This is a genomic window from Oerskovia sp. USHLN155 (assembly GCF_037145535.1).
In the GTDB taxonomy this organism is placed as follows: domain Bacteria; phylum Actinomycetota; class Actinomycetes; order Actinomycetales; family Cellulomonadaceae; genus Oerskovia; species Oerskovia rustica.
Genome location: NZ_JBBCXG010000003.1, coordinates 346,883 through 373,553 on the forward strand (window position 1 = coordinate 346,883; position 26,671 = coordinate 373,553).

The 26,671-nt window shown below is 71.3% G+C and carries 15 protein-coding genes; 14 read left to right on the top strand and 1 reads right to left on the bottom strand.

Annotated features, from left to right (window positions below):
- Nucleotides 1-102: 102 nt before the first annotated feature.
- From WFH32_RS06285 to WFH32_RS06335, 11 genes are all read left to right on the top strand, one after another.
- Nucleotides 103-792, top strand: coding sequence for a hypothetical protein (locus WFH32_RS06285; protein WP_336706550.1), 690 nt, complete (start codon nt 103-105; stop codon nt 790-792).
- A 94-nt stretch (nt 793-886) separates the two neighbouring features.
- On the top strand, nt 887-1,891 hold the full coding sequence (locus WFH32_RS06290) for a sugar phosphate isomerase/epimerase family protein (protein ID WP_191798402.1): 1,005 nt from the start codon (nt 887-889) through the stop codon (nt 1,889-1,891).
- A 275-nt stretch (nt 1,892-2,166) separates the two neighbouring features.
- Nucleotides 2,167-3,429 carry a Gfo/Idh/MocA family protein gene (locus tag WFH32_RS06295; RefSeq protein WP_191798400.1) on the top strand — a complete coding sequence of 421 codons (1,263 nt, stop codon included), beginning with the start codon at nt 2,167-2,169 and terminating at the stop codon, nt 3,427-3,429.
- Nucleotides 3,426-5,039, top strand: a complete 1,614-nt coding sequence (locus tag WFH32_RS06300) for a sugar ABC transporter ATP-binding protein (RefSeq protein ID WP_191798398.1) — start codon at nt 3,426-3,428, stop codon at nt 5,037-5,039. The genes WFH32_RS06295 and WFH32_RS06300 overlap by 4 nt, the downstream gene beginning before the upstream one ends.
- Nucleotides 5,036-6,202: an ABC transporter permease gene (locus WFH32_RS06305; protein ID WP_191798396.1), complete on the top strand. Its 1,167-nt coding sequence runs from the start codon at nt 5,036-5,038 to the stop codon at nt 6,200-6,202. Before WFH32_RS06300 ends, WFH32_RS06305 begins: the two co-directional genes overlap by 4 nt.
- Complete coding sequence (locus WFH32_RS06310; RefSeq protein ID WP_191798394.1) at nt 6,199-7,296, top strand: ABC transporter permease; 1,098 nt, start codon at nt 6,199-6,201, stop codon at nt 7,294-7,296. The genes WFH32_RS06305 and WFH32_RS06310 overlap by 4 nt, the downstream gene beginning before the upstream one ends.
- A 106-nt stretch (nt 7,297-7,402) precedes the next feature.
- A complete protein-coding gene (locus WFH32_RS06315; RefSeq protein ID WP_336706551.1) occupies nt 7,403-8,623 on the top strand; it encodes a substrate-binding domain-containing protein in 1,221 nt (406 codons plus the stop codon).
- Nucleotides 8,624-8,782: 159 nt separating this feature from the next.
- On the top strand, nt 8,783-9,646 hold the full coding sequence (locus tag WFH32_RS06320) for a sugar phosphate isomerase/epimerase family protein (protein ID WP_336706552.1): 864 nt from the start codon (nt 8,783-8,785) through the stop codon (nt 9,644-9,646).
- Between the two features lie 225 nt (nt 9,647-9,871).
- Entirely contained in the window at nt 9,872-15,853 is a 5,982-nt protein-coding gene (locus WFH32_RS06325; RefSeq protein ID WP_336706554.1) for a ThuA domain-containing protein, read from the top strand.
- A 213-nt stretch (nt 15,854-16,066) separates the two neighbouring features.
- Nucleotides 16,067-16,873 carry a hypothetical protein gene (locus tag WFH32_RS06330; RefSeq protein WP_336706555.1) on the top strand — a complete coding sequence of 269 codons (807 nt, stop codon included), beginning with the start codon at nt 16,067-16,069 and terminating at the stop codon, nt 16,871-16,873.
- A 179-nt stretch (nt 16,874-17,052) separates the two neighbouring features.
- Nucleotides 17,053-22,572 carry a ThuA domain-containing protein gene (locus WFH32_RS06335; RefSeq protein ID WP_336706557.1) on the top strand — a complete coding sequence of 1,840 codons (5,520 nt, stop codon included), beginning with the start codon at nt 17,053-17,055 and terminating at the stop codon, nt 22,570-22,572.
- A 183-nt stretch (nt 22,573-22,755) separates the two neighbouring features.
- On the opposite strand, the gene WFH32_RS06340 is transcribed toward WFH32_RS06335, so the two are convergent.
- Complete coding sequence (locus tag WFH32_RS06340; protein WP_336706559.1) at nt 22,756-23,346, bottom strand: GNAT family N-acetyltransferase; 591 nt, start codon at nt 23,344-23,346, stop codon at nt 22,756-22,758.
- 179 nt (nt 23,347-23,525) lie between these two features.
- Here WFH32_RS06340 and WFH32_RS06345 point away from each other — a divergent pair, with 179 nt between their 5' ends.
- From WFH32_RS06345 to pxpB, 3 genes are all read left to right on the top strand, one after another.
- Complete coding sequence (locus tag WFH32_RS06345) at nt 23,526-23,717, top strand: DUF1059 domain-containing protein (RefSeq protein ID WP_138823657.1); 192 nt, start codon at nt 23,526-23,528, stop codon at nt 23,715-23,717.
- Between the two features lie 136 nt (nt 23,718-23,853).
- Nucleotides 23,854-24,639, top strand: a complete 786-nt coding sequence (locus WFH32_RS06350) for a LamB/YcsF family protein (RefSeq protein ID WP_336706561.1) — start codon at nt 23,854-23,856, stop codon at nt 24,637-24,639.
- 11 nt (nt 24,640-24,650) lie between these two features.
- Nucleotides 24,651-26,237 carry a 5-oxoprolinase subunit PxpB gene (gene pxpB, locus WFH32_RS06355; protein WP_336706563.1) on the top strand — a complete coding sequence of 529 codons (1,587 nt, stop codon included), beginning with the start codon at nt 24,651-24,653 and terminating at the stop codon, nt 26,235-26,237.
- Nucleotides 26,238-26,671: the final 434 nt, after the last annotated feature.

The following is a 26,671-nucleotide window of genomic DNA, read 5'->3' on the forward strand; positions in this document are numbered from 1 at the left end:
ACCGCCGCGCTAGGCGCGGTCGTGCACCGCACGTCCAGCAGTACCGTTCGGTCCACCGGGCCGCACAGCCCGACGCACGACCCCTTCCTTCACGACGAGGTGATGAGCGACATGACTCAGCAGGCGAACCGGCACACCGGTCCCGACCGGGCGCGCACCCCGCGCCCTCGCGCCCGCTCCGGCCCCCTGACCGGCGCCCTCGGGCGCGTGCGCGCGGCCGCGGCCGCAGGCATGGCCCTGCTGCTCGGGACGCTGCTCGCGACCGTGCTCGGCGCGGTGCCCGCGAGCGCGCACGGTGGCGACATCATCCTGTCGATCGGCGGCGACGGCGCCGGCGGCATCTCGGTCAACGTGACCTACAAGACGGACGGGCACCCGGTCGAGGAGATCGTCGACGTCATGGTCACGGCGGTGTCCGACGCCGGGACGGAGATCGGCCCCCTCCAGCTCTCGTCGGCCTCGGAGGGCGTCGGCTGGTACACGTCCGCGCCGGACGTGCTGACCGACGGCCACTGGACCGTGACCGCGACGACGACCACGCCGGTCGCCACGACCGCGACCTCGCAGATCGACGTGGTCCCGCCGCCCGCCGCGCCCGCACCTGCGGAGGGCGACACGGAGGTCGGTGCCGAGGGCGAAGGTGCCTCGGCAGCGGCAGCGGCAGCGGCGGCGAGCGACGAGGGCTCGGGCGTCCCGACGACGGCGCTCGTCGTGGGGGGCGCGGTCCTGCTCCTCGCAGCGGGCGCCGTGCTCGTGCTCCGTCGCCGCGCGACGGCCGCTGAGCGCCCGTAGCGCCCGTAGGGCGCCCCTCATCGAGACCACCAGACCACAGGACGACCACCGAGACTTCCCGGACCACGGGCGTCGGATCGAAGGAGACATCGACATGGCACGACCCATCACCCTGTTCACCGGCCAGTGGGCCGACCTGCCCTTCGAGGAGGTCGTGCGCCTCGCGTCGGGCTGGGGCTACGACGGTCTGGAGATCGCCTGCTGGGGCGACCACCTGGACCCGTGGCGCTGGGACGACGAGGAGTACGTCGCGGGCAAGCTCGCTCTGCTCGAGGCGCACGGCCTGAAGGTCTACGCGATCTCGAACCACCTCAAGGGGCAGGCGGTGTGCGACGACCCGATCGACCAGCGGCACCGTGACATCCTGTCGGACCGCGTGTGGGGCGACGGCGACCCCGAGGGCGTGCGTCAGCGCGCGGCCGAGGAGATGAAGAACACCGCTCGTCTCGCGGCGAAGCTGGGCGTCAAGACGGTCGTCGGCTTCACGGGCTCGTCGATCTGGAAGTACGTCGCGATGTTCCCGCCGGCGTCGCAGGACATGATCGACGCGGGCTACCAGGACTTCGCGGACCGCTGGAACCCGATCCTCGACGTGTTCGACGAGGTCGGGGTCCGCTTCGCCCACGAGGTGCACCCGAGCGAGATCGCGTACGACTACTGGACCACGGTCCGCACGCTCGAGGCGATCGGTCACCGCAAGGCGTTCGGCCTCAACTGGGACCCGAGCCACATGGTGTGGCAGGACCTGGACCCGGTCGGTTTCCTGTGGGACTTCCAGGACCGGATCTACCACGTGGACTGCAAGGACACGAAGAAGCGCATGCACAACGGCCGTAACGGGCGGCTGGGGTCGCACCTGGCGTGGGCCGACCCCCGTCGTGGCTGGGACTTCATCTCGACCGGCCACGGCGACGTGCCCTGGGAGGACGCCTTCCGGATGCTCAACAGCATCGGCTACGAAGGCCCGATCTCGGTCGAGTGGGAGGACGCGGGCATGGACCGCCTCGTGGGTGCGCCCGAGGCGCTCGCCTTCGTGAAGCAGTACGCGTTCGAGGCGCCGGAGGCGGCGTTCGACGCGGCGTTCTCGACCAAGGAGTAGGCCTCGAGCTCACCGCGAGGGCGTCCTCCCGTCCCGGGAGGGCGCCCTTCGGCGTGTGCGGCGCGGCGCCGGCGCCGGGGTGCCGGGGTCGTCCCGGAGCGCGTTCGCGGCGCCCGCTTCCGGCCTGCGGAGCGGGGTTCTGCGCCGGTCGGGGGACGGTTTCCCGCGGAATGGCGGGCTTCCGTAATTGTTTAACCGATGGAGTTACCGAACGGTGACATCAAACATCCGGCTTTTGCTTGACGCTCGTCATAAGTCGCCCTACGGTAAGGGACATGCGAGCCGAAGAAGTCGCGCGAGACCTCGGGGCCATCGATGCCCCCGCCACCAGGACGGAGCCGTCCGTCCTGGGCGGCCGCCCAGTCGTGGGGGCCGCGACCACCCCCGTCCCCGAACGTCCAGCGACCGACCTGCTGCCGAGCCGGCTACCCGCCGCGGGCTACCGCGCCGGCATCATCGGCACCGGCTTCATCGGCGAGGTCCACGCCCGTGCGATCCGCACGGCCGGGGGAGACCTTGTCTCCGTCGCCGGCATCGACGCGCCGGGGGCGCGCGAGGCCGCCGCCGACCTCGGGGCACTGGGGTACGCGGCCACGTCGCAGGAGCTCATCGACGACCCGGACATCGACGTGGTGCACATCTGCACCCCCAACTTCCTGCACGTCCCGCTCGCCACGGCGGCGCTGGCCGCGGGCAAGCACGTGGTGTGCGAGAAGCCCCTCGCGATGGACCTCGGGGGCGCGATCGCGCTCGCCGGTCTCGCCGAGGAGGCCGCCGCCGCGGACGGCCGCGTCGCCGTCGTGCCCTTCGCCTACCGCTTCCACCCCATGGTGCGCGAGGCGCGCGCCCGGGTCCGCAGCGGGGCGGTCGGCACCATCAGCCTCGTGCACGGCTCCTACCTCCAGGACTGGCTCCTGCGGGCCAGCGACGACAACTGGCGCGTCGATCCCGCCCTCGGCGGCGCGAGCCGCGCGTTCGGCGACATCGGCTCCCACTTCTGCGACCTCCTCGAGTTCACGACGGGCCAGCGCATCGCGCGGCTCGTCGCGCAGACGGCGACGATCAACGCCGAGCGCACGGGCGCCGACGGGCGCCCCGCGCCGGTCCGCACCGAGGACGCCGTGACCCTGCAGTACGAGACCGACGGCGGAGCGCTCGGCTCGGCGGTCATCAGCCAGGTCTCGGCAGGCCGCAAGAACCGGCTCTTCCTCGAGATCTCGGGCTCCGAGTCGACGCTCGCGTTCGACCAGGAGGGGCCAGAGACCCTCTGGGAGGGCCGCCGCGACACGAGCCGCCTGCTCATCCGCAACCCCGAGGCCCTCACGCCCGAGGCTGCCCGCTACTCCCGGCTCCCCGCAGGACACCCGCAGGGATACCAGGACTGCTTCGACGCGCTCGTCGGCGACACCGCGGCGGCCATCACCGGGCGCACGCCCGACGGCCTGCCCACGTTCGCCGACGGCCTCCGGGCCGCACACCTCGCCGAGGCCGTGGCCCGTTCCGCACGCACCGGCACCTGGGTGGAGGTAGAGGCATGACAGCACCGACGGCAGGCGAGGGCGTGACCGCGCCCCTCCTGCAGCTGCGGGGCATCGGCAAGGTCTTCTTCGGCAACTCTGTCCTGCGCGGCATCGACCTCGACGTGCGACCCGGTGAGGTCCACGCGCTCGTCGGGGAGAACGGCGCCGGCAAGTCCACGCTCATGAAGATCATCGCCGGGGTCCACCAGCCCGACGCGGGCACCATGGAGCTCGACGGGAAGCCCGTCGCGTTCGCGTCGCCGCTCGCGGCCCAGGCCGCCGGGGTCTCGACCGTCTTCCAGGAGTTCAACCTCCTGCCCGAGCGCACGGTCGCGGAGAACGTGTACCTCGGCCGCGAGCCGCGCCGGTTCGGGCTCGTGGACGCCGGTCGCATGGCCCGCGACACGGACGAGCTGCTCGCCGACCTCGGTCTGCACGGCCTCGCGTCGTGGATGCGGGTCGGTTCGCTCTCCGTGGCCGAACAGCAGATCGTCGAGATCGTCAAGGCCGTCTCCTACGACGCCCGCATCATCTCGATGGACGAGCCCACCGCCGCGCTCGCCGACCAGGAGGTCGAGCTGCTCTACGCGCTCGTCCAGCAGCTGCGCTCCCGAGGCGTCGCGATCCTCTACGTCTCGCACCGCCTCAAGGAGATCTTCGACCTCTGCGACACCATCACGGTCCTCAAGGACGGCGACTTCGTCCTGACGACCGCGACGGCCGACATCACCCCGGACCAGCTCGTACGGACCATGGTGGGTCGCGAGTTCGCGGGCTACTACCCGGACAAGGACCCGGGCACGGTGCCCGGCGCCGTCAAGCTCGCGCTCGACGGTGCGGGCAACACCCAGGTCGACGGGATCGACCTCGAGGTCCGCGCGGGGGAGATCGTGGCCCTCGCGGGACTCCAGGGCAGCGGTCGTACCGAGATCGCGCACGGCGTGTTCGGCGTCGCGCCGTTCACCCGGGGCACGGTCCTGCTCGACGGCAAGCCCGTCACGGTGGGCTCGGCACGCGAGGCCGTCCGGCTCGGGCTCGCGCTCGTGACCGAGGACCGCAAGGCCGAGGGACTCGCGCTCGAGCAGTCGATCTCCGCGAACGCACGGCTCGTGCTCGACGCCGTGACCCCCGGTTCCTCCGACCGCCGCGCCAAGGCGATCCCCGGCATCCTGTCGTCGCTCGACCTCGTCTCGCGCTCCAAGGACGCCGAGGTCCAGTACCTCTCGGGCGGGAACCAGCAGAAGGTCGTCCTGGCCAAGTGGCTCGTGACGGACCCGTCGGTCATCGTCCTCGACGAACCCACGCGTGGCATCGACGTCGGCGCCAAGCGCGCGGTCTACGACCTCATGCGCACCCTGACGGCGCGCGGCGTCGCGATCCTGCTCATCTCGTCCGAGCTCCCCGAGGTCGTCGCGATGGCCGACCGCATCCTCGTGATGCGCGACGGCCGGGTCGCCGGCGAGCTCCCCGCGGGCAGCGACGAGGAGACCATCATGGCGCTCGCGACCGGGGCCGGAGACACGTCGGAGCACGTCGAGGTCGACCTCTCCGCGCTCGACGTCCCCGTCGGGTCCAGCGTCCGGACAGCCCGTCCCGCGCACAGCGACACCCTCCAGGAGGAGAAATGAGCACCGCGGTGAGCACCGCTTCGCCCCGGGCGGGGAGCACGACCTCCGGTCCCCGACGGCGCCGGCTCGGCTCGACGGGGATCGTCTACCTCGCGCTCGTCGGCATCCTGGTCGTCTCGGCCGGGCTCGTCGCCGCGCAGGGCGGCAGCTTCTTCAGCCAGGGGAACCTGTTCTACCTGCTGTCCCAGACGAGCCTGCTGGGCTTCGTCGCGATCGGCCAGACGTTCGTCATCCTGTGCAAGTCGCTCGACCTGTCGGTCGGGTACGTCGTGGCCTGGTCCTCGCTGGTGGCCGCCACGACCATGGCCGGTGACCCGTCGCGCATCTGGCTCGGCGTGGTCGCGGCGCTCGCGGTCGCCGCGGGCGTCGGGCTGGTCAACGGGCTCGTCATCTCGAAGCTCCGCGTGAACTCGTTCATCGCGACGCTCGGTGTCGGCCTCATCATCAAGGGCTACCTCGACACGCAGTTCAAGGGCCCGTCGGGCGAGGTCCCCAAGGCCTTCCAGGGCTTCGGGTACACGCGCATCGGTCCGGTGCCGGTCTCGGTCATCGTGCTCGCGGTGGTCATGGTGCTCGGCGTCGTGCTCCTGACCCGCACCCGTCCGGGCTATCACATGTTCGCGGTCGGCGGGAACATCGACGTCGCCCGTCTCTCGGGGATCCGCACGGACCGGTCGATCGTCCTGGCCCACGTCCTGTGCTCGCTGTGCGCGGGCATCGCCGGCCTCCTCATCGCGGCACGTTTCGGCACGGGCAACGCCCTGGTCTACACGTACGGCTACGACCTCAACTCGATCGCGGCCGTGGTGCTCGGCGGGACCCTGCTCATGGGAGGGCGCGGCTCGATCCTCGGCACCATCGCCGGCGTCCTGATCCTCGCCTCGCTCGACACCGTGTTCAACGTGCTCGACGTCAGCCCGTTCTTCAAGGACGTCCTGCGCGGTGCGATCATCATCGCCGCGGTCGCCATGTACGCCCGCCGCCAGATCGACCCCGCGAGCAGCCGAGCGAGGTTCAAGGCCCTGGCGCAGTCCGTCCGACCCGGCTCCCGAGGCGGACCGGGCGGGGCGAGCTCGCCGGACCGCACCGGCCCGGCAGGGCCAGGTTCCGCCGCGGGCCCCGAGAACCCGTCCGCCACGACCGGCAAGGAGGCCACCCGATGAGCGCGAGCACTCCCACGACCAGCCCGACCACCCCGGGGGGCCCGCAGGCCACCACCGGGAACGGATTCTCCCGCTGGGTCCAGCGCGTCACGTCGGGCAGCACCTGGACGGTCTACGCCCTGCTGATCGTGGTGTTCGTCGCGATCCTCGTGATGAACCCCTCGTTCGGCGAGCCCATGTCGATCATGGCCTTCCTCAAGAAGGCGTCGCCGCTGATCGTCCTGGCGATCGGGCAGTACTTCGTCATCGTGTCGGGGGAGTTCGACCTCTCGGTCGGCTCGCTCGTGGGCGCTCAGGTCGTCATCGCGGCCAAGCTCATCGACGGCGAGGACTCCATGACCTGGCCCGTGATCGGCCTCATGGTCCTGTTCGGCCTGGCGGTCGGGCTCGTCAACGGCTTGATCGTCACGCTCCTGAAGGTCCCGTCGTTCATCACGACGCTCGGCATGATGCTCGTGCTCTACGGCGCGATCCGCCTGTGGACCGGCGGGGCGCCCACGGGTTCGCTCACGGACGGCTTCCGTCAGTGGGGTCGCGGCGGCCTGCCGGACACCCCGGGGCAGTTCCAGGTCCCGTTCGCCGTGCTCATCACGGTCGTGCTCGGGGTGATCGCGGTGATCCTGATGCGGCGCCCGTTCGGCCGCACGCTCGTCGCGACCGGCGACAACGACGTGGCCGCGGCGTTCTCGGGCGCCTCGGTCTGGTGGGTGCGCACGCGGGCCTTCCTGTTCTCCGGCTTCATGGCCACGGTCGCGGGCATCCTCATCGGCGGCTACGCCGGCGTGACGGCCCAGGTGGGCGAGGGCCTGGAGTTCATGGCGATCACGGCGGTCGTCCTGGGCGGCGTCGTCCTGGGTGGCGGCCGGGGCTCGGTGGTCGCGGCCATGGCCGGCGCGCTGACGCTCGAAGCCCTGTTCACCCTGTTCAACCAGCTCAGCCTGCCGTCCACGATCCGTCCCGCGGTCCAGGGCGTGATCATCATCGCCGCGGTGGCCTACGCCGCGATGCCGCGCCGGTCCAAGGCCGTACCGAGCCCCCCGGCAGGGGTCCCCGAACCCACCGTCCCCAAGGAGCCCCAGCCAGCAGCGCCCTAGTCCTCCGGTCACCACCCGGAACGCCACACAGATCCGTCCCCGACAGGCCGTCGCACCCGTTGCGTCGGCAGGACAACGAAGTCTTCCGAAAATCAGGAGAAGGAACATGCGACGCTCTCGAGTTCTCTTGGCAGGGGCCGCGACCGCGGCACTGCTGTTCACCGCTGCGTGCAGCACCGACGTGCCCGAGGCCCCCGCCGGGGGTGAGACCGCGACCGAGGCGGGGGAGGAGTCGAACGAGTCGGGCGCGAACAGCCAGTGGTTCGTGCAGGCCGACTACGACCGCCAGCTCGCGCAGCGGACCGCGGTGCCCGAGGGGCCGGGCGAGCAGCCGTGGCTGCAGGCGATCGACCCCGAGTACGTGGACACCGCGCAGTACGCCAAGGAGGGCGGCAAGAAGCTGTGCTTCTCCAACGCGTCGGTCTCCAACCCGTGGCGCGTGACGGGCTTCATCACGATGCAGCAGCAGGTCGAGGTCCTCAAGGCCTCGGGCGAGATCTCGGAGTTCCGCGTCTCGGACGCCGCGGACGACGACAACAAGCAGATCTCGGACATCCAGGCGTTCGTCGAGGCCGGTGACTGCGACGCGATCATCATCTCGCCGTCGACCACCGCGACCCTGACCCCGGCGGTCGAGGCGGCGTGCGCGTCGGGCAAGCCCGTCATCGTGTTCGACCGTGGCGTCAACTCCGACTGCATGGTGACCTACATCCACCCGATCGGCGGCTACGCCTACGGAGCCGACGGTGCCGAGTTCCTGGTCGAGAACCTCGAGCCGGGCTCGAAGGTCCTGGCCCTGCGTATCCTGCCCGGCGTCGACGTGCTGGAGAACCGCTGGGCCGCGGCCGACAAGATCTTCTCCGAGAGCGAGCTCGAGGTCGTGGGCCAGGAGTTCACCGGTGGTGACGGCGCGAAGATCAAGGACATCGTGACGCAGTACCTGCAGCGCGGTGACGTGGACGGCATCTGGATGGACGCCGGTGACGGCGCGGTCGCGGCGGTCGAGGCGTTCGAGGACGCCGGCAAGCCCTACCCGGTCTTCATGGGCGAGGACGAGCTGAGCTTCATGCGCAAGTGGAAGGAGACGGACATGACCGCCCTGGGCGCCGTGTACTCCAACTTCCAGTGGCGCACCCCGATCCTCGCGGCCCAGAAGATCTGGAACGGCGAGCAGGTCCCGGCCGAGTGGGTCCTCCCGCAGTCGCCCATCACGGGCGAGGACCTGGACGCCTACCTCGACGCCAACAAGGACATGCCCTCGCTGCACTACGCCAAGTTCGGCGGCGAGGACCTGCCCGGCTACCCCGAGGCCTGGACGAACCGCTGACCCCCGCCCGGCCGGCCCCTCGCTCTCCTCGAGGGACCGGCCGGGAGCCGGTACGCACGGCACCTCCCGGGCGCCCGACGACGGAGCGCACCTTCCCCGCGAAGGTGGGCTCCGGCGTCGGGCGGACCGGCAGCGCACCCACCGACGAAAGAGAGCACCGTGGCTCGCACGCGCCCCCTGGGGGTCAACACCTGGGTGTGGACCTCGCCCCTGTCCGACGCCTCCCTGCGCGAGATCGCCCCGCGCGTCGCCGGGTGGGGCTTCGACGTCCTCGAGCTGCCCGTCGAGGACGTGACCGACTGGAACCCTCAGCTCGCCGCGGGCGTCCTCGCGGACCACGGCCTCGCGGCCTCGGTCTCGCTCGTCATGGGCCCTGGGCGCGAGCTCGTCTCGGCCGACGCCGGCACGATCCGCCGGACCCAGGACTACCTGCGCCAGGTCGTCGACATGGCGCACGCCGTCGGTTCGCGCGTGATCGGCGGACCGGCGTACGCGTCCGTGGGGCGCACCTGGCGGATGACCGCCGGCCAGCGCGAGGCTGCGTACGCCGAGCTCGTCGACCACCTGGCCCCCGTCGTGGAGCACGCGATGGCCGCAGGCGTGCGGATCGGCCTCGAACCGCTCAACCGCTACGAGACGAGCTTGGTCAACACGGTCGACCAGGGCCTCGCCGTCGTCGCGCCCCTCCCCTCGGAGGGGATCGGGCTCATGCTCGACATCTACCACATGAACATCGAGGAGACGGACCTGGCGGCCGCGGTGACGCGCGCCGGGGACCGCATCGCGCACGTGCAGGTCTGCGGCAACGACCGCGGGGCCCCCGGCAGCGACCACCTCGACTGGCACGCGTTCCTCGGCGCGCTCGACCAGGTGGGCTACGACGGCTCGCTCTGCATCGAGTCGTTCACCGCCGACAACGCGACCATCGCGACGGCCGCCTCGATCTGGCGACCGCTCGCCCCCACCCAGGACGCCATCGCCGTCGATGGCCTGGACTTCCTGAAAGGACTGATGCGCGGCTGACCGATCGGTAGGTGCAGTACCGACGGCGCCGGCACGCCGTGGGACGACGTAACTCTTCACAGCACGTGCGGCCCCGTTCACCGACGAGCGGGGCACGGACTCTCTCGCCACGTGCCGACTGCCCTGGAGGCAAGACACATGAAGGCTGCGCGACTTCCCCTGCGGGGAAGAGCCGTCGCGGCGCTGACCATCGGAGCTCTGGCGTTCACTCTCGCGCCCGCGACGATGGCTGCTGCCCACGACGGACCACATGCTCCCGGTGACGACCGCAAGGTCCTCATCTTCACCAAGACGACCCAGTTCCGGCACTCCGAGGCGATCACGCAGGGCACCCCGGTGCTCGAGGCCGCGTTCGCCGACGTCGGGATCTCCTCCGACCACACCGAGGACTCCTCGGTCTTCACCGACGAAGGCCTCGCGAACTACGACGCACTGGTCATGTTCCAGACGTCGGGCGATCCGTGGAACGCCGACCAGAAGGCTGCGCTCGAGCGCTACCAGCAGGCCGGCGGCGGCATCGTCGCGATCCACAACGCGACCGACATGCGCGGCAACTACGGCTGGTGGGACGACATGATCGGGGCGCTCATGCCCGGTCACGCCGCGACCGGCAACAGCCCCGGCCTGCCCGGCACGGTGCGCGTCGAGGACAGCGTGCACCCCTCGACCAAGCACCTCGACCAGCGCTGGAACCGCGCCGACGAGTGGTACAACTACTCGGCCAACGTCCGCGGCAGCGCGCACGTGCTGGCCACGATGGACGAGTCGACGTACGACGCGGGCGGCAACAAGATGGGCGCCGACCACCCGATCTCGTGGTGCAAGCCCTACGACGGCGGCCGTGCCTGGATGACCGGCATGGGCCACTTCGGTGCGCACTTCACGGGGGAGCCGGACCTGGTCCAGCACATCGTGGGCGGCGTCCAGTGGGCGTCCGGCCAGGTGGCCGGGGACTGCGGTGGCACCGACTGGGGCCAGTTCGAGAAGGTCGCGCTCGACACCAACACGAGCGCACCGTTCGGCATGGACGTCGCGCCCGACGGTCGCGTGTTCTTCACCGAGCTCGTGCGCGGCCAGATCCGCGTCTACGACCCGCGCACCCAGAACACCTCGACCGCCATCACCATCCCCGTGTACTCGGGCGGCGAGGACGGCCTGCTGGGCATCGCGCTGGACAAGGACTTCGCGACCAACGGGTACCTCTACCAGTACTACTCGCCGGCCTCGGCCGACGACACGAACCCGGAGAACTTCTTCAACCGGATCTCGCGCTTCACCGTGACCGACGGCGGTCCCGGCGGCACCGTGATCGACCCGGCCTCGGAGAAGGTCCTCATCGAGGTCCCGGCCGGGCGCCTGCCCGACGAGCCGGGCCACACGGGCGGCAGCCTGATCTTCGACGACCGCACCGGTGACCTGTACATCGGCGTGGGCGACGACGTGAACCCGCACTCGGAGCCCTCGGGCGGGTACGCCCCGCTCTCGGAGCGTGACGGCCGCCTGCACGACGCACGCGCGACGTCGGCCAACACCAACGACCTGCGCGGCAAGGTGCTCCGCATCCACCCCGAGGCCGACGGCACGTACACGATCCCCGAGGGCAACCTGTTCGCCCCGGGCACCGACAAGACGCTGCCCGAGATCTACGCGATGGGCTTCCGCAACCCGTTCCGGTTCACGATCGACCCCGCCACGGGCAACCTCGGCGTGGCCGACTACTCCCCGGACAACGGCTCCGACAACCTCGCGAACCGCGGTCCCGCGGGCATCGCCGAGTGGAACTACATCCAGGAGCCGGGCTTCTTCGGCTGGCCCCTGTGCATGGGCAAGAACGAGCCCTTCCGTGACGTCGACTACCGCACCAACCCGGTTACGGTCGGCGCCAACTTCGACTGCGCGAACCCGGTCAACGACTCGATCCTGAACACGGGTCTGACGCAGCTCCCCGCCGCCCAGCCGGCGGACATGTACTACGGCTACCAGCGCACGTCGGCCCCCGGTGTCATCAACGCCGGCGGCGGGCTCGCACCCATGGGCGGCCCGTTCTACAGCTACGACGCCGACCTCGTGTCGGACACCAAGTTCCCCGAGTACTACGACGGCAAGCCCTTCTTCTACGAGTGGGCGCGCAACAAGATGTACTCGATCGACCTGAAGGACTCCACGCCGAAGGGCGCGGCTGTCGAGAAGGTCAACCCGTTCCTGTCGAACGAGCAGTTCCTCGCCCCGATCGACTCGACGTTCGGCCCCGAGGGCGCGCTCTACGTGCTCGACTGGGGCGGCGGCTTCGGGCGTGACAACCCGAACTCGGGCCTCCACCGCATCGACTACATCTCCGGTTCGCGCTCCCCGGTCGCCAAGCCGGCCGCCACGCCGGACTCGGGCACGGCCCCGCTCACCGTCACGTTCGACGGCGCCGCGAGCACCGACCCCGAGAACGAGGCGCTCACGTACGCGTGGGACTTCGACGGTGACGGCACGACGGACTCGACCGAGGCGGCCCCGAGCCACACCTACACCGCGAACGGCGTCTACGACGCCCGCCTCACGGTGAGCGACCCGTCGGGCAAGGTCGGTACCGCCACGGTCCCGATCACGGTCGGCAACACGCGCCCCGAGGTCGACTTCAACCTGCCGCCGACCGGGTCGTTCTTCGACTTCGGCGACCGGATCGACTGGGACGTCGAGGTCAGCGACGCCGAGGACTCCTCGATCGTCGACGAGAACGTCATCATCCAGCCGGCGCTCGGGCACGACGCCCACGCACACCCCTCCGAGCCGCTCCACGGCACGACGGGCTCGGTCGAGACCGGCCTGGGCGGTGGCCACGGCGAGGACATGAACGTCTTCTACGTGCTCGACGCGCGGTACACGGACGGCGGCGGCGAGGGCGACGTGCCCGCGCTGACCGGCTCCGACACGACGCTGGTGTTCGGCAAGAAGCGTGAGGCCGAGTTCCAGACCGCTACCCAGGGCACGACCCAGCTCCCCAGCCGGGACGTCGAGGGCGGCGGGTCCGTCATCACGGGCAAGGACGGGGCCTGGTCCTCGTACGACCCGTTCAACCTCCACCAGATCAGCGCCCTGTCGCTGCGCGTCTCGGCAGCGCAGGCGGGCACCGTCGAGCTGCGTCGTGACGCTCCCGACGGCGAGCTGCTCGCCACGGCCTCCGTCCCGGAGACCGGGCTGGGTACCTTCACCGACGTGCGCGTCGACGTGGCGGACCCGGGCGAGAGCTTCACGCTGTACGTCGTGTTCCCCGGTGCGGGCGAGCGTCGCCTGAACTTCATCGAGGCGCACGGCAAGGGCATCTCGGCCACGACCCGTCCCGAGGTCGTCGTGACCGCTCCCGAGGCGGGCGTCCAGCTCGAGCAGGGCGCGATCACGGTCACCGCGGACGCGACCGACGCCGAGAACACGGTCACCCAGGTCGAGTTCTTCGTGAACGGCCAGTCGATCGGCACCGACACGTCCGCGCCGTTCGCGACGACGTGGAACGCCACGGCGGACAACTACTACAAGCTGACCGCGGTCGCCACGAACGACAAGGGGCTCACCACGAAGTCCCGCATCGTCATGGCTCAGGTCGGTGACCTGTTCGCCGGCATGAAGACCTTCACCAACGCGAACGGCACGTTCGAGCAGCTGTCCGAGGGCAAGTACCTCGTGAGCTCGGCGGGTGCCAACATGTGGCAGGGCACCGACGAGTACTCGGCCATCTACAAGGAGGCCGGCGCGGACGAGAAGTGGTCCGCGACGGTCAAGGTCAACAGCCAGGGCAACACCAACGGGTCCGCCAAGGCGGGTCTCATCGTCCGCAACGACGTGACGCAGCCGGGCAAGTCGCCGGGCTACGCGGCCCTGGGCATCCGCCCGAGCGGCGGCTTCGAGTGGCTGCGCGGCAACGCCGCGGGGCAGCTCGTGACATCCTCGGCGGCCAGTTCGACGAGCTACCCCGCGTGGGTGCGGATCGAGCGCGACGGTGACCTGTACACCGCGTCGTGGAGCAAGGACGGCGAGAACTTCACCCAGATCGGCGACCCGGTGTCCCTGCCGGGAGCGGCGTCGGTCCAGGACGTCGGTCTCTTCGTGACGGCGCACAGCTCGAACCAGAGCGCGGTCGAGTTCCAGGACTTCTCGTTCGACGACGACCCGGTCGACCCGACCGAGCCCGGGACGGACACCCCGCCGCAGTGCGCGGCGCAGAAGTCGGACGACTTCGACGCCGCGGACGTCAACACCGGTCGCTGGACCGTGGTGCGTACCGCACCCGGGACGTCGATCACGGTCGCGGACGGCAAGGCGGTCCTGCCCGTCGTCCAGGGCGACATCAACGAGGCGGTCCCGGGCCCGATCAGCTACCTGGGCCAGCCGGCACCCGCCGGGGCGTGGGAGATCCAGACCAAGGTCGAGGTCCCGCTCGCACGGCACTGGCAGCACGCGGGTCTCCTCGTGCACGTGAACGACGACGAGTACACCAAGTTCGCGTTCACGAAGAACCAGAACGGCAACCGCTTCCTGGAGTTCCAGACGGAGACCGGCGGTGCGCGCACGTGGCACGGCCAGACGAACGTCGCGGCGGACTTCCCGTCGTCGGTCTACCTCAAGCTGACCTCCTCGGGTACGGCCATCACGGCCGCGTACTCCGCGGACGGCCAGACGTGGACTGCGATCTCGGGCTCCGCCCCGGCCAAGGCGAACGCCACCTTCGGCGTCATCGCCGCGGGCGACACGGGGACGGCCGACTCGGTCGCCCTGGTCGACTGGTTCAAGGTCACGCCGGACTCGACGGACGACGGCACCCGTGAGCCGTCCGACGAGTTCGACGGCACCGCGCTCGACGGCTGCCGCTGGAACAACGTGGTCCGCTACGACGCCTCGAAGGTCGAGGTCGCCGGTGGCGAGCTGCGCATCACCACGCAGCCGGGCGACATCAACAACCAGAACCCGATCAGCCCGCGCAACTTCGTGCTCCAGGCAGCCCCCGAGGGTGACTGGGTCGCGGAGACGCGCTTCAAGGCACCGCTGCTGCACCGCTGGCAGTACGCCGGTCTGATGGCCTACGGCGACGACGACAACTACGTCAAGCTCGACGTGGTCGCCAAGAACCAGCCGGGCGCCCCGCTCAACCTGGGTGCAGAGCTCGCGTCGGAGAAGAACGCGGCCTCGAGCGGCGGCAACCGCCAGCTCGAGATCGCCGACACGACCGAGTCGGGCTACTGGTACCTGCGCATGGAGAAGGTGGGCAACACCTACCAGGGCTGGGTCAGCGACGGCGGGGTGAACTGGACGTCCCTCGGGGCCCCGGTCACCAACGACGCGGCGCTGACGTCCTTCGGTCTCGTGGCCATCGGCCCCGAGCAGGAGGTCCCCGTCAAGGTCGCCTTCGACTGGTTCCACGTCACCACGGGTGACGAGGACACGCAGGCACCGGTCGTGGCCGTCGCGCAGGACCCCGCAGCCGGCGCGTCCGGCTGGAACACCGGGGCCGTGACGGTCACCGCGACCGCGACCGACGACGTCTCGCAGGCGCCGTCGATCGAGGTCAAGGTCGCGGGCGCCGACTGGGCACCGTACACGGGCGGTATCGCGCTCACGGCGGGCGGCGAGCACTCGCTCACCTTCCGCGCGAGCGACGAGGCCGGCAACGTGTCGCAGGAGGTCGTGCACGTGGTGAAGATCGATGCCACGGCACCGACCGCGACGGCCGAGCTGTCCGAGCGCACGGTCACCCTGGCCGGCGCGGACACCGGTTCGGGCCTCGCCCGGGTCGAGTACCGCCTCGCCGACACCCCCGCGGACGAGTGGCTCGAGTACACCGAGCCCGTCGTCGTCGGGGACGTGGCCGTCGAGGTCTCGTACCGCGCGGTCGACGTCGCCGGGAACGTGAGCGAGCCGCTCACCCTCTCGGTACCGCCGGTCGAGGGCGGGGTCACGGTCGAGGTCACGCCGCGCGCGCAGTGCACGGCGGGCAAGGTGCTCGTCAACGTGCGGGTCGTCAACACCGACGACGCGCCGGCGACGATCAAGGTGAGCACGCCGTTCGGGACGAAGACCTTCACGGGTGTCGCTCCGGGCAAGTCCGCGTCGCAGTCGTTCGCCTCGCGCGCCACGTCGGTCGAGGCGGGTTCCGCCACGGTCGTCGCGACGATCGGGGACCGGACGTCGACGTACACGGTGGACTACGCGGCCGCGTCCTGCGGCTGATGCACGAACGGTAGGCGTCGCCCCCCAGGGGGCGGCGCCTGCCGCGCGCGTCGTCCGGCCGGTGACGGTCGGACGACGCGCGGCACCTGACAGCGCGTCCCTGCCGTGTCTCCCGGCAGGCCTCTTCGTCGGCTCGTCCTCGTCGAGCCCCCTCCTCGTGCCAGGCTCTCGCGTCGGCACGACCTCCCGCCCTCGACAGACAGGAACCGACCCGTGGCGCAGAAGACCGCAGCACGACGCAGCAAGGCGGACCTCGCGGCCCGGTCGGCGACCGCTCGGGGAGCGGGCCCCCGGTCCGGGGACGGTGCCGGCCGTCCCCAGCAGCGGCCACCGGAGCGCACGAGCGCCCGGTGGCCGTGGAATCTCTCGCGCGCTCGCCGCGCGTGGCTCGCGGTCGCCGCGGTGGTCGTCGTCGGCGTCGTCGTCGCGGTGGTCGTGTGGGCCGTCACGCGAGCGCCCGACGACGGAGCGTCCGGCGCGTACGCCGTCGACCCCGCGCGCGTGGCCGAGCTCGAGGCCGCCGAGGCCGCGCGCGACGCCGAGAACCTGGGCGTCGTGACCGACTTCGCGCTCTCCGCCCAGGAGCGCCTGGTCCCGACCATGAACGACCTGTCCGTGGCGCTGCCGCTCGACGGCTCGCCCGGCACCCCCGCGACGCCCGAGCAGGTCGCGACCTGGCGCGAGGCGCTCGCGACCCTGACGACCGAGGCCGAGTCCCTGCCCGCCGGTGCGTCGGGGTACAACGTGACGCGCAACGGGCTGGGCGTCTCGATCGCGCTGCTGGGCGACACGGTCGACACGCTCGTCCTGGCCGAGGGCGCGGCCGAGCCGGCCCGCGCAGAGCTCCTGGCGCTCGCGGCCGACCTGCGGCTGCGGGCAGCCGACACGTGGGCCATGGCCGCGACCCAGCTCGACGAGCTGAGCGTCGGCGCCGACCAGGGGCACGTCCACGTGTTCCTCCCGCTCCACCCGGACGACGCGGGCGACGGCGCCGCGAGCCTGGGCGAGAGCGACCACTAGACCGGTGCCCGCCGGGACCACCTGCGGGTGGGCCGAGTCCCGGCGGGCGCCCAGGGGCACCGTGCGCACGAGGAGGTGAGGACGGACGCAGGACCGGCGGCCCCGCCGCCGCGGAGGACGACGATCGACTTTCAAAGGAGAAAGCTGTGACCGTACGACACCGAAGAAGACGGGCAGGGGTGAGCGCGTTCGTCGCGCTGACGCTCGCCGCCCCGACCCTGGCCCTGACGGCGACCCCCGCCGCTGCCCACGACGAGTTCTCCGTGCTCGTCTTCTCGAAGACCGCCGGGTTCCGGCACGACGCGATCCCGGCCGGGATCGCGACGATCAAGCAGCTCGGCGAGGACAACCACTTCGCCGTGACCGCGACCGAGGACGCGGGGGCCTTCACCGAGGAGAACCTCGCGGGCTACGACGCGGTCGTGTGGCTCTCGACGACCGGCGACGTGCTGAACGCCGACCAGCAGGCCGCGTTCGAGGCGTACATCGCCGACGGCGGCGGGTACGCGGGCGTGCACGCGGCGTCCGACACGGAGTACGACTGGCCCTGGTACGGCGACCTCGTGGGCGCGTACTTCTCGGCGCACCCGCAGAACCAGACCGCGACCGTCGTGGTCGCGGACAAGGACCACCCCTCCACCGCGCACCTGCCCGCCTCGTGGGAGCGGTACGACGAGTGGTACAACTTCCGCGAGAACCCGCGCGGCGACGTGCACGTGCTCGCGACGCTCGACGAGTCGACGTACTCGCCGGGAGGAGGCGCCATGGGCGCCGACCATCCGACCGCCTGGTGCCAGGACGTGGCCGGGGGCCGCTCCTGGTACACGGGCGGCGGCCACACGCAGGAGTCGTACACCGACCCGGCGTTCGTCCAGCACCTGCTGGGTGGCATCCAGACCGCCGCGGGTGCGGTCGACGCCGAGTGCGGCGCGACGGTCGAGAGCTCGTACGAGCAGATCACGCTCGCGAAGGGCGCCGAGAAGACCGGTGAGCCCATCGCGCTCGCGGTCCTGCCGGAGGGCGACGTCCTGCACACCTCGCGCGACGGGCGGGTCTGGTACACGACCGCGGACGCGTCGACGTCCCTCGCGGGCACCATCCCGGTGTACTCGCACGACGAGGACGGGCTCCAGGGGGTCGCGATCGACCCTGGCTTCGCCGAGAACCGCTGGGTCTACCTCTACTACGCGCCGAGGCTGAGCACTCCGGCGGGCGACGCCCCGGAGAACGGGGCGGGCCCCGAGTCGTTCGAGGCGTTCGACGGCTACAACCAGCTCTCGCGCTTCACGCTCACGGACCAGAACACGATCGACCTGGCGAGCGAGAAGAAGATCCTCGAGGTCGAGGCCTCGCGCGGCACCTGCTGCCACGCGGGTGGCGAGATCGACTTCGACGCCGAGGGCAACCTCTACCTGTCGACGGGTGACGACACGAACCCGTTCGCCTCGGACGGCTACACGCCGATCGACGAGCGGGCGACGCGCAACCCGGCCTACGACGCCCAGCGTTCCTCGGGCAACACCAACGACCTGCGCGGCAAGCTCCTGCGCATCACCATGAAGGACGACGGGACCTACACGATCCCGGACGGCAACCTCTTCGCACCGGGCACGGACAAGACTCGTCCCGAGATCTACGCGATGGGCTTCCGCAACCCCTTCCGGTTCTCGGTCGACAATGCCACGGGCTACGTGCACCTCGGCGACTACGGGCCCGACGCGGGCGGGGCCAACCCGAACCGCGGCCCCGGTGGCTCGGTCGAGTTCAACGTCATCACCGAGCCCGGCAACTACGGCTGGCCGTACTGCGTGGGGGACAACGTCCCCTACGTCGACCACGACTTCGCCACGGGCACCTCGGGCGCGGCGTTCGACTGCAGCGCCCCCAAGAACACGAGCCCGAACAACACGGGCCTCGTGGACCTGCCGCCGGCCATCGCTGCCTGGCAGCCCTACGACGGCGGCAACGTCCCGGCGTTCGGCTCGGGCGGCGAGTCGCCCATGGGCGCCGTCGTCTACGACTACGACCCCGAGCTCGACTCGGAGACCAAGTTCCCGGCGTACTACGACGGCAAGCCGTTGCTGTACGAGTGGGAGCGGCGCTGGATCAAGGAGGCCGTGCTGAACGAGGACGGCAGCCCTGCGGGCTTCGCCCCGGCGCTGACGGGGCTGAACATCCGTCGTCCCATGAACCTGGAGTTCGGTCCGGACGGCTCGCTGTACGTGCTCGACTACGGCAGCGGCTACTTCGGCGGCGCCGCGGACTCCGCGGTCTACCGCATCGACTATGTCAAGGGCTCGCGCTCTCCCGTCGCCGAGATCGAGGCGTCGGTGACCAACGGTGGCGTGCCGCTCGAGGTCGTCCTCGACGGCTCGGGGTCCAAGCACCCCGAGAACCTGCCGCTCACGTACGCGTGGGACGTGGACTCGGACGGCACGGTCGACTCGACCGAGCCCGTGGTGACCCACACCTACACGGCCAAGGGCCAGTACACGGCCCGCCTGACGGTGACCGCTCCCGACGGCAAGACCGGGGTGTCCACCACGACCGTCACGGTCGGCAACACCGCTCCCGTGGTGACGCTGGAGCTGCCGCAGGACGGGCAGTTCTTCGACTTCGGCGACCAGGTGCCGTTCAAGGTCACGGTGACCGACGCCGAGGACGGCAACCAGGTCGACTGCGAGAACGTCGTCGTCGAGTACATCCTCGGCCACGACAACCACGGCCACCCGCTCTCGAGCGCGACCGGTTGCGAGGGCGTCCTCACGACGGTCAAGGACGAGGGCCACGGACTCGACGCCAACATCTTCGGCGTGGTCAACGCGACCTACACCGACGGTGGAGCCGAGGGCGTGCCCGCGCTCAGCGGCGACGACGAGGCCGTCCTGCACACGCGCACCAAGCAGGCCGAGTACTTCACGGCCCAGCAGGGTGTCCAGGTCGTCGACAAGGCCGCGGCCGAGGGCGCCAAGCAGCTCGGCTACATCGCCCCGGGCGACTGGTTCGCGTTCGACCGGATGAACCTCCAGGACATCACGGGCATCTCGGCGCGCTACACGTCGGGCAACGCGGGCGGTCTGATCGACGTCCGCGTGGGAGCGGCGAACGGTCCGCTCCTCGGGACCATCACGATGGGCTCGACGGGCAGCTGGGAGACGCACGCGTCGTCCGACGTCGTGCCGATCACGGACCCGGGTGGCACGAACACGTTGTTCTTCGTCGCGCGCTCGGCGTCGGGGGGCACGGGCGACATGTTCGACGTCGACTCGCTCCACTTCGCGGGCAAGGGTGCGGCGAACAACGTGGCACCGAGGGTCACGTCGGTCACGGGCACGCCCACCACGGGTGACGCCCCGCTCGACGTGACGTTCACGGCCGCGGCGACCGACGCCGACGGCGACGCGCTCACGTACGCGTGGGACTTCGGCGACGGCGGGACCGGCACGGGCGCGCAGGTCACGCACACCTACACGACGGGAGGCGCGTTCACGGCCAAGGTGACCGTGACCGACCCGGCCGGCGCCTCGGCGTCGGGCACCGTGAAGGTGACGACGTTCGGCACCCTCGAGTGCACCGAGACCGACCCGCAGCGCGGACCGGTCGACGAGTTCCTCGGCGCGTCGATCGACGCGTGCCGGTGGGACGTCCACAGCTACCGGCCGGACCTCGCCGAGGTCCGCGACGGCAAGTGGGTCGTCACCACGACCGACGACGACTTCTACGGGACGGCGAACTCGCCCGTGCCGAACATCGTCACGACCGACCAGCCGGGAGACACCTGGACCGTGGAGACGTCGTTCACGGCGCCGCTCACGAGGTCTGCCCAGCAGGGCGGCCTCATCGTCTACCTCGACGAGAAGAACTACGTGAAGCTCGACGTGGTCGGCAACGACGACGGCTCGGTGCGGGCGGAGCTGCGCAGCGAGGTCGGCGACGTCACGCAGAACCCGCAGCCGGGGATCGACAACCTCGCCAAGCCGGTCTACGGCGAGTACCAGCTGCGGCTGTCCCGCGCCGGTGACACGTTCACGGGCCAGGTCTCGGTCGATAACGGCCAGACCTGGGCAGCGCTGCCGGGTGGCGTGAAGAACCCGGCGGCCCAGGACGCCGGGGTCGGTGTCTTCGCGCTCGGCAAGCTCGCGGGCGCGGCGCAGATCGACGTCGCGTTCGACTACGTGCGCCTCGTGGACGGCACCACGCCGCCCACGTGCGAGGGCACGACGGCGAGCGACACGTTCGAGGGCACCGAGCTCGACCCGTGCCGCTGGTACGTCGTCAACCCGGACGCGTCCAGGCTCGCGGTGAGCGACGGTGCGCTGCGCCTGACCACCACGGACGACGACGTGTTCGGCGCGACCAACTCGACCGTGCCGAACATCCTGCGCAACAAGGTCGTCACGGGTGACACGTGGACGGTCGAGACGACCGTCACGGCCGACCTCACGCAGAACTACCACCAGGGCGGCCTCATGGTCTTCAAGGACCCGGCCAACTACGTCAAGGTGGGCGTGATCCACAACGGGGCGGCTGCCGGGACCGTCGGCTTCGAGGCGCGCAGCGAGAAGGGCGACGTGGTCCAGGACCCGCAGCCCGGCGTGTCCGACCTGCCGCGCGAGGCCGACAAGACCTACCACGTGCGCCTGTCGCGCGACGGAAGCACCTTCACGGGGTCCTGGTCGCTCGACGGCGTCACCTGGACGGACCTCGCACCGGTCACGAACGACACGCTCGCGGGGATCGCCCCGGGGCCGTTCGCGCTCGGCAAGAACCAGACGGCTCCCACGACGGTCGCGTTCGGCGACGTCACGTTCGTGGACGACGAGCCCGAGGTCTGCGAGCCGGCCACCCCGGCCGAGGGCTATCGGATGCTGTTCGACGGCACGGCCGAGTCCCTCGCGGGCTGGAAGATGGCCGGGCCGGGCGGGTTCGAGCTCCAGGAGGACTGCTCGATGCTGTCCACCGGGGGCATGGGCCTGCTCTGGTACCCCGAGGAGCTCGAGGCGTACAGCCTCACGCTCGACTGGAAGATGGCGGGGGACGACAACTCGGGCGTCTTCGTCGGGTTCCCGGACCCGGGGAACGACCCCTGGGTCGCGGTCAACCAGGGGTACGAGATCCAGATCGACGCGACGGACGCCGACGACCGCACCACCGGTGCGATCTACACGTTCCAGAGCGCCGACCTCGCCGCCCGCGACGCCGTCCTCAAGGCGCCGGGGGAGTGGAACGCGTACGAGATCAGGGTCGAGGGCCAGCGGATCCGGGTGTTCCTCAACGGGACGCTGATCAACGACTTCACCTCGACCGAGCCGTCCCGCGACCTGTCGTCCGGCTTCGTCGGGCTGCAGAACCACGGCAACGGCGACGACGTCTCGTTCCGGGACGTGCAGGTCAAGGACCTGACCGTCGAGCCGGAGCCCGAGGTCGAGGTCACCTCCACGGTGAAGTCCCAGTGCGTGGGGCGCACGGCCAACGTCTCGGTGCGCGTCGTGAACGACGAGGACGTCCCCGCGGACATCGTCGTCACCACGCCGTTCGGCACCAAGACCTTCCTCGGCGTCCAGCCGGGGAAGTCCGCGCACCAGTCGTTCAGCGCGCGTGCCGGCGCGGTGGAGGCAGGCGTCGCTCAGGTCACGGCGACGGCCGGGGGTCGGACCACGACCTTCGACGTCGCCTACGGGGCGACGAGCTGCGGGTGACCGGTTGACCGGTTGACCGGTTGACCGGTTGACGGTGTGACCGCAGCGGGCGGGGGGGGGGCCGGGGGGGTGCCCCCCCCCCCCCGTCGTCCGGCGCCCTCGGGCACGTGGGACGAGCCCTGGCCCGACGGCGCCGCTCACCGCGGCGCACGGTGTGGCCCAGGCCTGGGGCTCAGCACGGGGTCAGTCGAGCGGGCGCACCATCACGACGTCGTCGTGCGCCTCGCCGCCCACGACGTAGGTGCGCGTGCCCGCGAACGCGAACCCGTGCTTGCGGTAGAACGCCTGGGCCCGCGCGTTCTCCCCGTTGGTACCGAGCCACACGGCCCGGTCCGGGACGAGGGCCGGTGCCGCGTCGAGCGCGGCCCGCATGAGGTCGCTCGCGACCCCCGTGCCCTGGGACGAGGGGTGCACGTAGATCTTCGACAGCTCGACGGTCGGCTCGTCGCCCACGACGGCCACGATGTCGGCGTCGTCGGGCACGCCGCGCACGAGCAGCGCGTAGCCGACCAGGTCTCCGGCGCCGTCGGACGCGTCGGCCCCTCCGGCCTCGGCGGCCCCGTCGGGCGACCCGGGCGACTCGGCCACGAGCAGCGCGTGGTCGGCGCTCGCGGTCCACGCGACGAACCTCTCCGGGGAGAGCTGCGTGCGGATGTGCTCGGCGACCGCCGCCGGGTCGGAACCCGGCGGGCACGCGAGCGGGAACGTGATCGCGGCCAGGGCCGCGAGGCGGTCGGCGTCGGCGGGGGTCGCGGTGCGCAGGGAGGTCGTCACCCGCGGAAATCTACCCGGCCGCACCGACGAGCGGGAGGGGCGTCCCGCCGTCGGGCCGTTGACACCCCGCCCTGCCCGGAGGACGGTGGAAGGACCGGAGACGTCGCCCGCCCAGCCCACGGACGCCGCCCCCGCCGGAGCCCCGACGACGGGGCCCGCGTGAGGGGAGGTGAGAACACATGAGGAAGATGGTCGACTGTCGGACCACGCCCAGCGTCATCAACTGCACGCTGACGATCGCCGGCGAGGAGGAGGAAGTCCTCGACGCCGCGTACGACCACATGATCAGCAAGCACGGTCACGAACCCACACCCCAGCTGCGGGAGGACATCCGTGCCGACCTGGTCGACGCCGAGCCGTCGATGGCCTGACGTGCCCGACGGCACGAGACGAGCACCTGACTAGCACCTGACTAGCACCTGACAGCACCTGGCAGCACCTGACAGCACAGCCGGTCGTGACCCGCGGGTCACGGCCGACGCGCGTGCTCTCGGCGATGATGGGGACATGACGCACCTCCCGGCGCCCGACGCGCGCCGCATCGACCTCAACGCGGACCTGGGCGAGGGGTTCGGGCCGTGGGCGCTCGCGGACGACGATGCCCTCCTCGACCTCGTGACCAGCGCGAACGTCGCGTGCGGCTTCCACGCGGGGGACCCGATGATCATGCGCGCCACCACGCGCGCGGCCGTCGAGCGGGGCGTGAGCATCGGTGCGCACGTCGCCTACCGCGACCTCGCGGGCTTCGGGCGGCGCTTCCTGGCGGTCACGCCCGCCGAGCTGACGGCCGACGTCGTCTACCAGCTCGGCGCCCTCGACGCGTTCGCGCGCCTCGCGGGGGACCGGGTCCGGTACGTCAAGCCGCACGGCGCGCTCTACAACGCGATCGTCCGGCACGAGGAGCAGGCGCGCGCCGTCGTGGAAGCGGTCGTGGGGTACGACCCGACGCTCCCCGTCGTCGGGATGTCCGGGTCGGCCGTGCTGCGGCTCGCCGCGGAGGCGGGGCTGCCCGTGGTGCACGAGGTCTTCGCCGATCGTGGCTACGCGCCCGACGGGTCGCTCGTGCCCCGGGGGACACGCGGCGCGGTCCTGCACGACCCGGCCGAGGTCGCCGACCGCGCGCTGCGCCTGGTGACCGAGGGCGTCGTGGTCGCTTCCGACGGCAGGGAGATCTCGGTCGAGGCCGACTCGGTCTGCGTCCACTCGGACACCCCCGGCGCGGTCGCGCTCCTGACCGAGGTGCGCCGGGTGCTCCAGGCGAGCGGCGTCGTCGTGCAGGCGATCGGGCGGTGACCGTGCCGGGGATGTCGGGCGGGCCCCGCATCGGTGCGTACGGCGACCACGCCCTCATGGTCGACCTCGCGGCGCTCGACGACGTGCACGCGCTGGCCGCCGCGCTGCGCGCCGCGGCCGTGCCGGACGTCGTGGACGTCGTGCCCGCGGCGCGCACGGTGCTCGTGCTGCTGGACGACGCGGCGACCACCGCGGACCTGGCCCGGGTCGAGGACGCGGTCCGGGCGGCGTGGGAGTCGCGGAGCGCGGTCGCGCAGGAGGGGGAGGGGCGCCTCGTGGAGATCCCGGTCGTCTACGACGGGCAGGACCTGCCCGACGTCGCCGCGTGGGCCGGGCTGTCCGTCGCCGAGGTCGTGGCGCGCCACAGCGGACGGGAGTACGTGGTCGCGTTCGGCGGCTTCATGCCGGGCTTCGGGTACCTGACCGAGGTCGACCCGGCGATCGCCGCGCCCCGCCTCGCGACCCCGCGGACCCGGGTGCCGGCCGGGTCGGTCGCGCTCGCGGGCGACCTCACGGCGGTCTACCCCCGTGCGACTCCCGGCGGGTGGCGACTGCTGGGCCGGACCGACGTCGAGCTGTTCGACGTCGACCGCGACCCGCCCGCGCTCCTGACCGCGGGGACGAGGGTGCGCTTCCGAGAGGTCGACCGGCTGCCGGGCGACGCCGACGGTGACGTGCTGTCCGCCGGGGGTGACGCGCACTCCGCCGAGGATGACCGACGGCCTGCCGAGGGTTACCGTGCCGGTGGCGTCGAGGTTCTCGCGCCGGGGCCGCTGACGCTCGTCGAGGACGAGGGGCGGCCGGGCTGGGCGTCGTCGGGGGTGGGGAGGTCGGGCGCCGCGGACAAGGTGGCGTTGCGCCTGCTCAACCGCCTGCTCGCCAACGACGACTCCGCCGCAGCGCTCGAGGTGACCCTCGGCGGGCTGGTCCTGAGGTTCCACGAGCGGGCGACGGTCGTGCTCGCGGGCGCGACGGCGCCGGCGGTGCTCGACGGCACGTCGGTCGGTATGCAAGCGGTGCTCGAGGTGCGCCGGGGAGCCGAGCTGTACCTCGGGTTCGCCGCGTGCGGGACGCGGACCTATGTGGGCGTGCGCGGCGGGTTCGACGTGGCGCCCGTGCTGGGGTCGCGTTCGTTCGACGTCCTCGCCGGCCTCGGGCCCGCGCCGTTGCGCGCGGGGGACCGGTTGGCGATCGGGCCGCGACCGTCCCGTCTGCCCGTGGTCGACCTGGCGGCGCCCCGCGCCGCGACGACGGGGATCGTCGAGCTGACGGTGCGCCGCGGGGTGCGGGACGAGTGGTTCGACGACGCCGCCTGGCGCGACCTCCTGGGCGTCACGTTCGAGGTGACGGACGCGAGCAACCGGGTCGGCCTCAGGCTGTCGGGTGGGCGGGTCGGACGACGGAGCGGAGAGCTGCCGAGCGAAGGGCTCGTGCCCGGCGCGATCCAGGTCCCGCCCGACGGGCAACCCGTCCTCTTCCTCCGTGACCATCCCGTCACGGGTGGCTATCCGGTGATCGGTGTCGTCCGGACCGGCGCGCTCGACGTCGCCGCGCAGCTCCGGCCGGGGGACCGGCTGCGGTTCCGGGAGGCGAGTTGACGGGGGCGACGGGCACCCCGTAATGTTCTCGAAGTCAGCCCGGCAGGGAGGAACAGACACCACTGCGAAGCTCTTCGGAGCCGCCGCGAAGTGGCTGGATCCCCCGGGTGGCCACCCCTCAGATCTTCTCAGGGCACCTCTGCGTGTCATGAGAAGCCGCCGGGGCGGTCGGCTCAGGCGGCTCTCCTTCACCGGACACGGCGAAGTTGAGACGCGGGAATGAGTCTGGTAGGTTAGAGAAGTTGCCCCGAGTGAAGGCCCCTGGTGGGTTGGAGTCGGTGCGTGTCGGTTGCTTGAGAACTCAACAGTGTGCTTGATAGTTAATGCCAATTGTCCTGCGTGGGCGTGTGGCGCGCATCGTTTGGTGTGTGTTGTGTGTTCGTGTGGAGACTGCTTATTTGGTATGAATTGAAAACGTCATGTTTTCGGTTTGT

What these genes read in the sequence shown, in the direction of transcription:
- WFH32_RS06300 (WP_191798398.1), top strand. Translation starts at nt 3,426, where the DNA reads ATGACAGCACCGACGGCAGGCGAGGGCGTGACCGCGCCCCTCCTGCAG.
- WFH32_RS06295 (WP_191798400.1), top strand. Translation starts at nt 2,167, where the DNA reads ATGCGAGCCGAAGAAGTCGCGCGAGACCTCGGGGCCATCGATGCCCCC.
- WFH32_RS06290 (WP_191798402.1), top strand. Translation starts at nt 887, where the DNA reads ATGGCACGACCCATCACCCTGTTCACCGGCCAGTGGGCCGACCTGCCC.
- pxpB (WP_336706563.1), top strand. Translation starts at nt 24,651, where the DNA reads ATGTCGGGCGGGCCCCGCATCGGTGCGTACGGCGACCACGCCCTCATG.
- WFH32_RS06350 (WP_336706561.1), top strand. Translation starts at nt 23,854, where the DNA reads ATGACGCACCTCCCGGCGCCCGACGCGCGCCGCATCGACCTCAACGCG.
- WFH32_RS06310 (WP_191798394.1), top strand. Translation starts at nt 6,199, where the DNA reads ATGAGCGCGAGCACTCCCACGACCAGCCCGACCACCCCGGGGGGCCCG.
- WFH32_RS06345 (WP_138823657.1), top strand. Translation starts at nt 23,526, where the DNA reads ATGAGGAAGATGGTCGACTGTCGGACCACGCCCAGCGTCATCAACTGC.
- WFH32_RS06305 (WP_191798396.1), top strand. Translation starts at nt 5,036, where the DNA reads ATGAGCACCGCGGTGAGCACCGCTTCGCCCCGGGCGGGGAGCACGACC.
- WFH32_RS06325 (WP_336706554.1), top strand. Translation starts at nt 9,872, where the DNA reads ATGGCTGCTGCCCACGACGGACCACATGCTCCCGGTGACGACCGCAAG.
- WFH32_RS06285 (WP_336706550.1), top strand. Translation starts at nt 103, where the DNA reads ATGAGCGACATGACTCAGCAGGCGAACCGGCACACCGGTCCCGACCGG.
- WFH32_RS06315 (WP_336706551.1), top strand. Translation starts at nt 7,403, where the DNA reads ATGCGACGCTCTCGAGTTCTCTTGGCAGGGGCCGCGACCGCGGCACTG.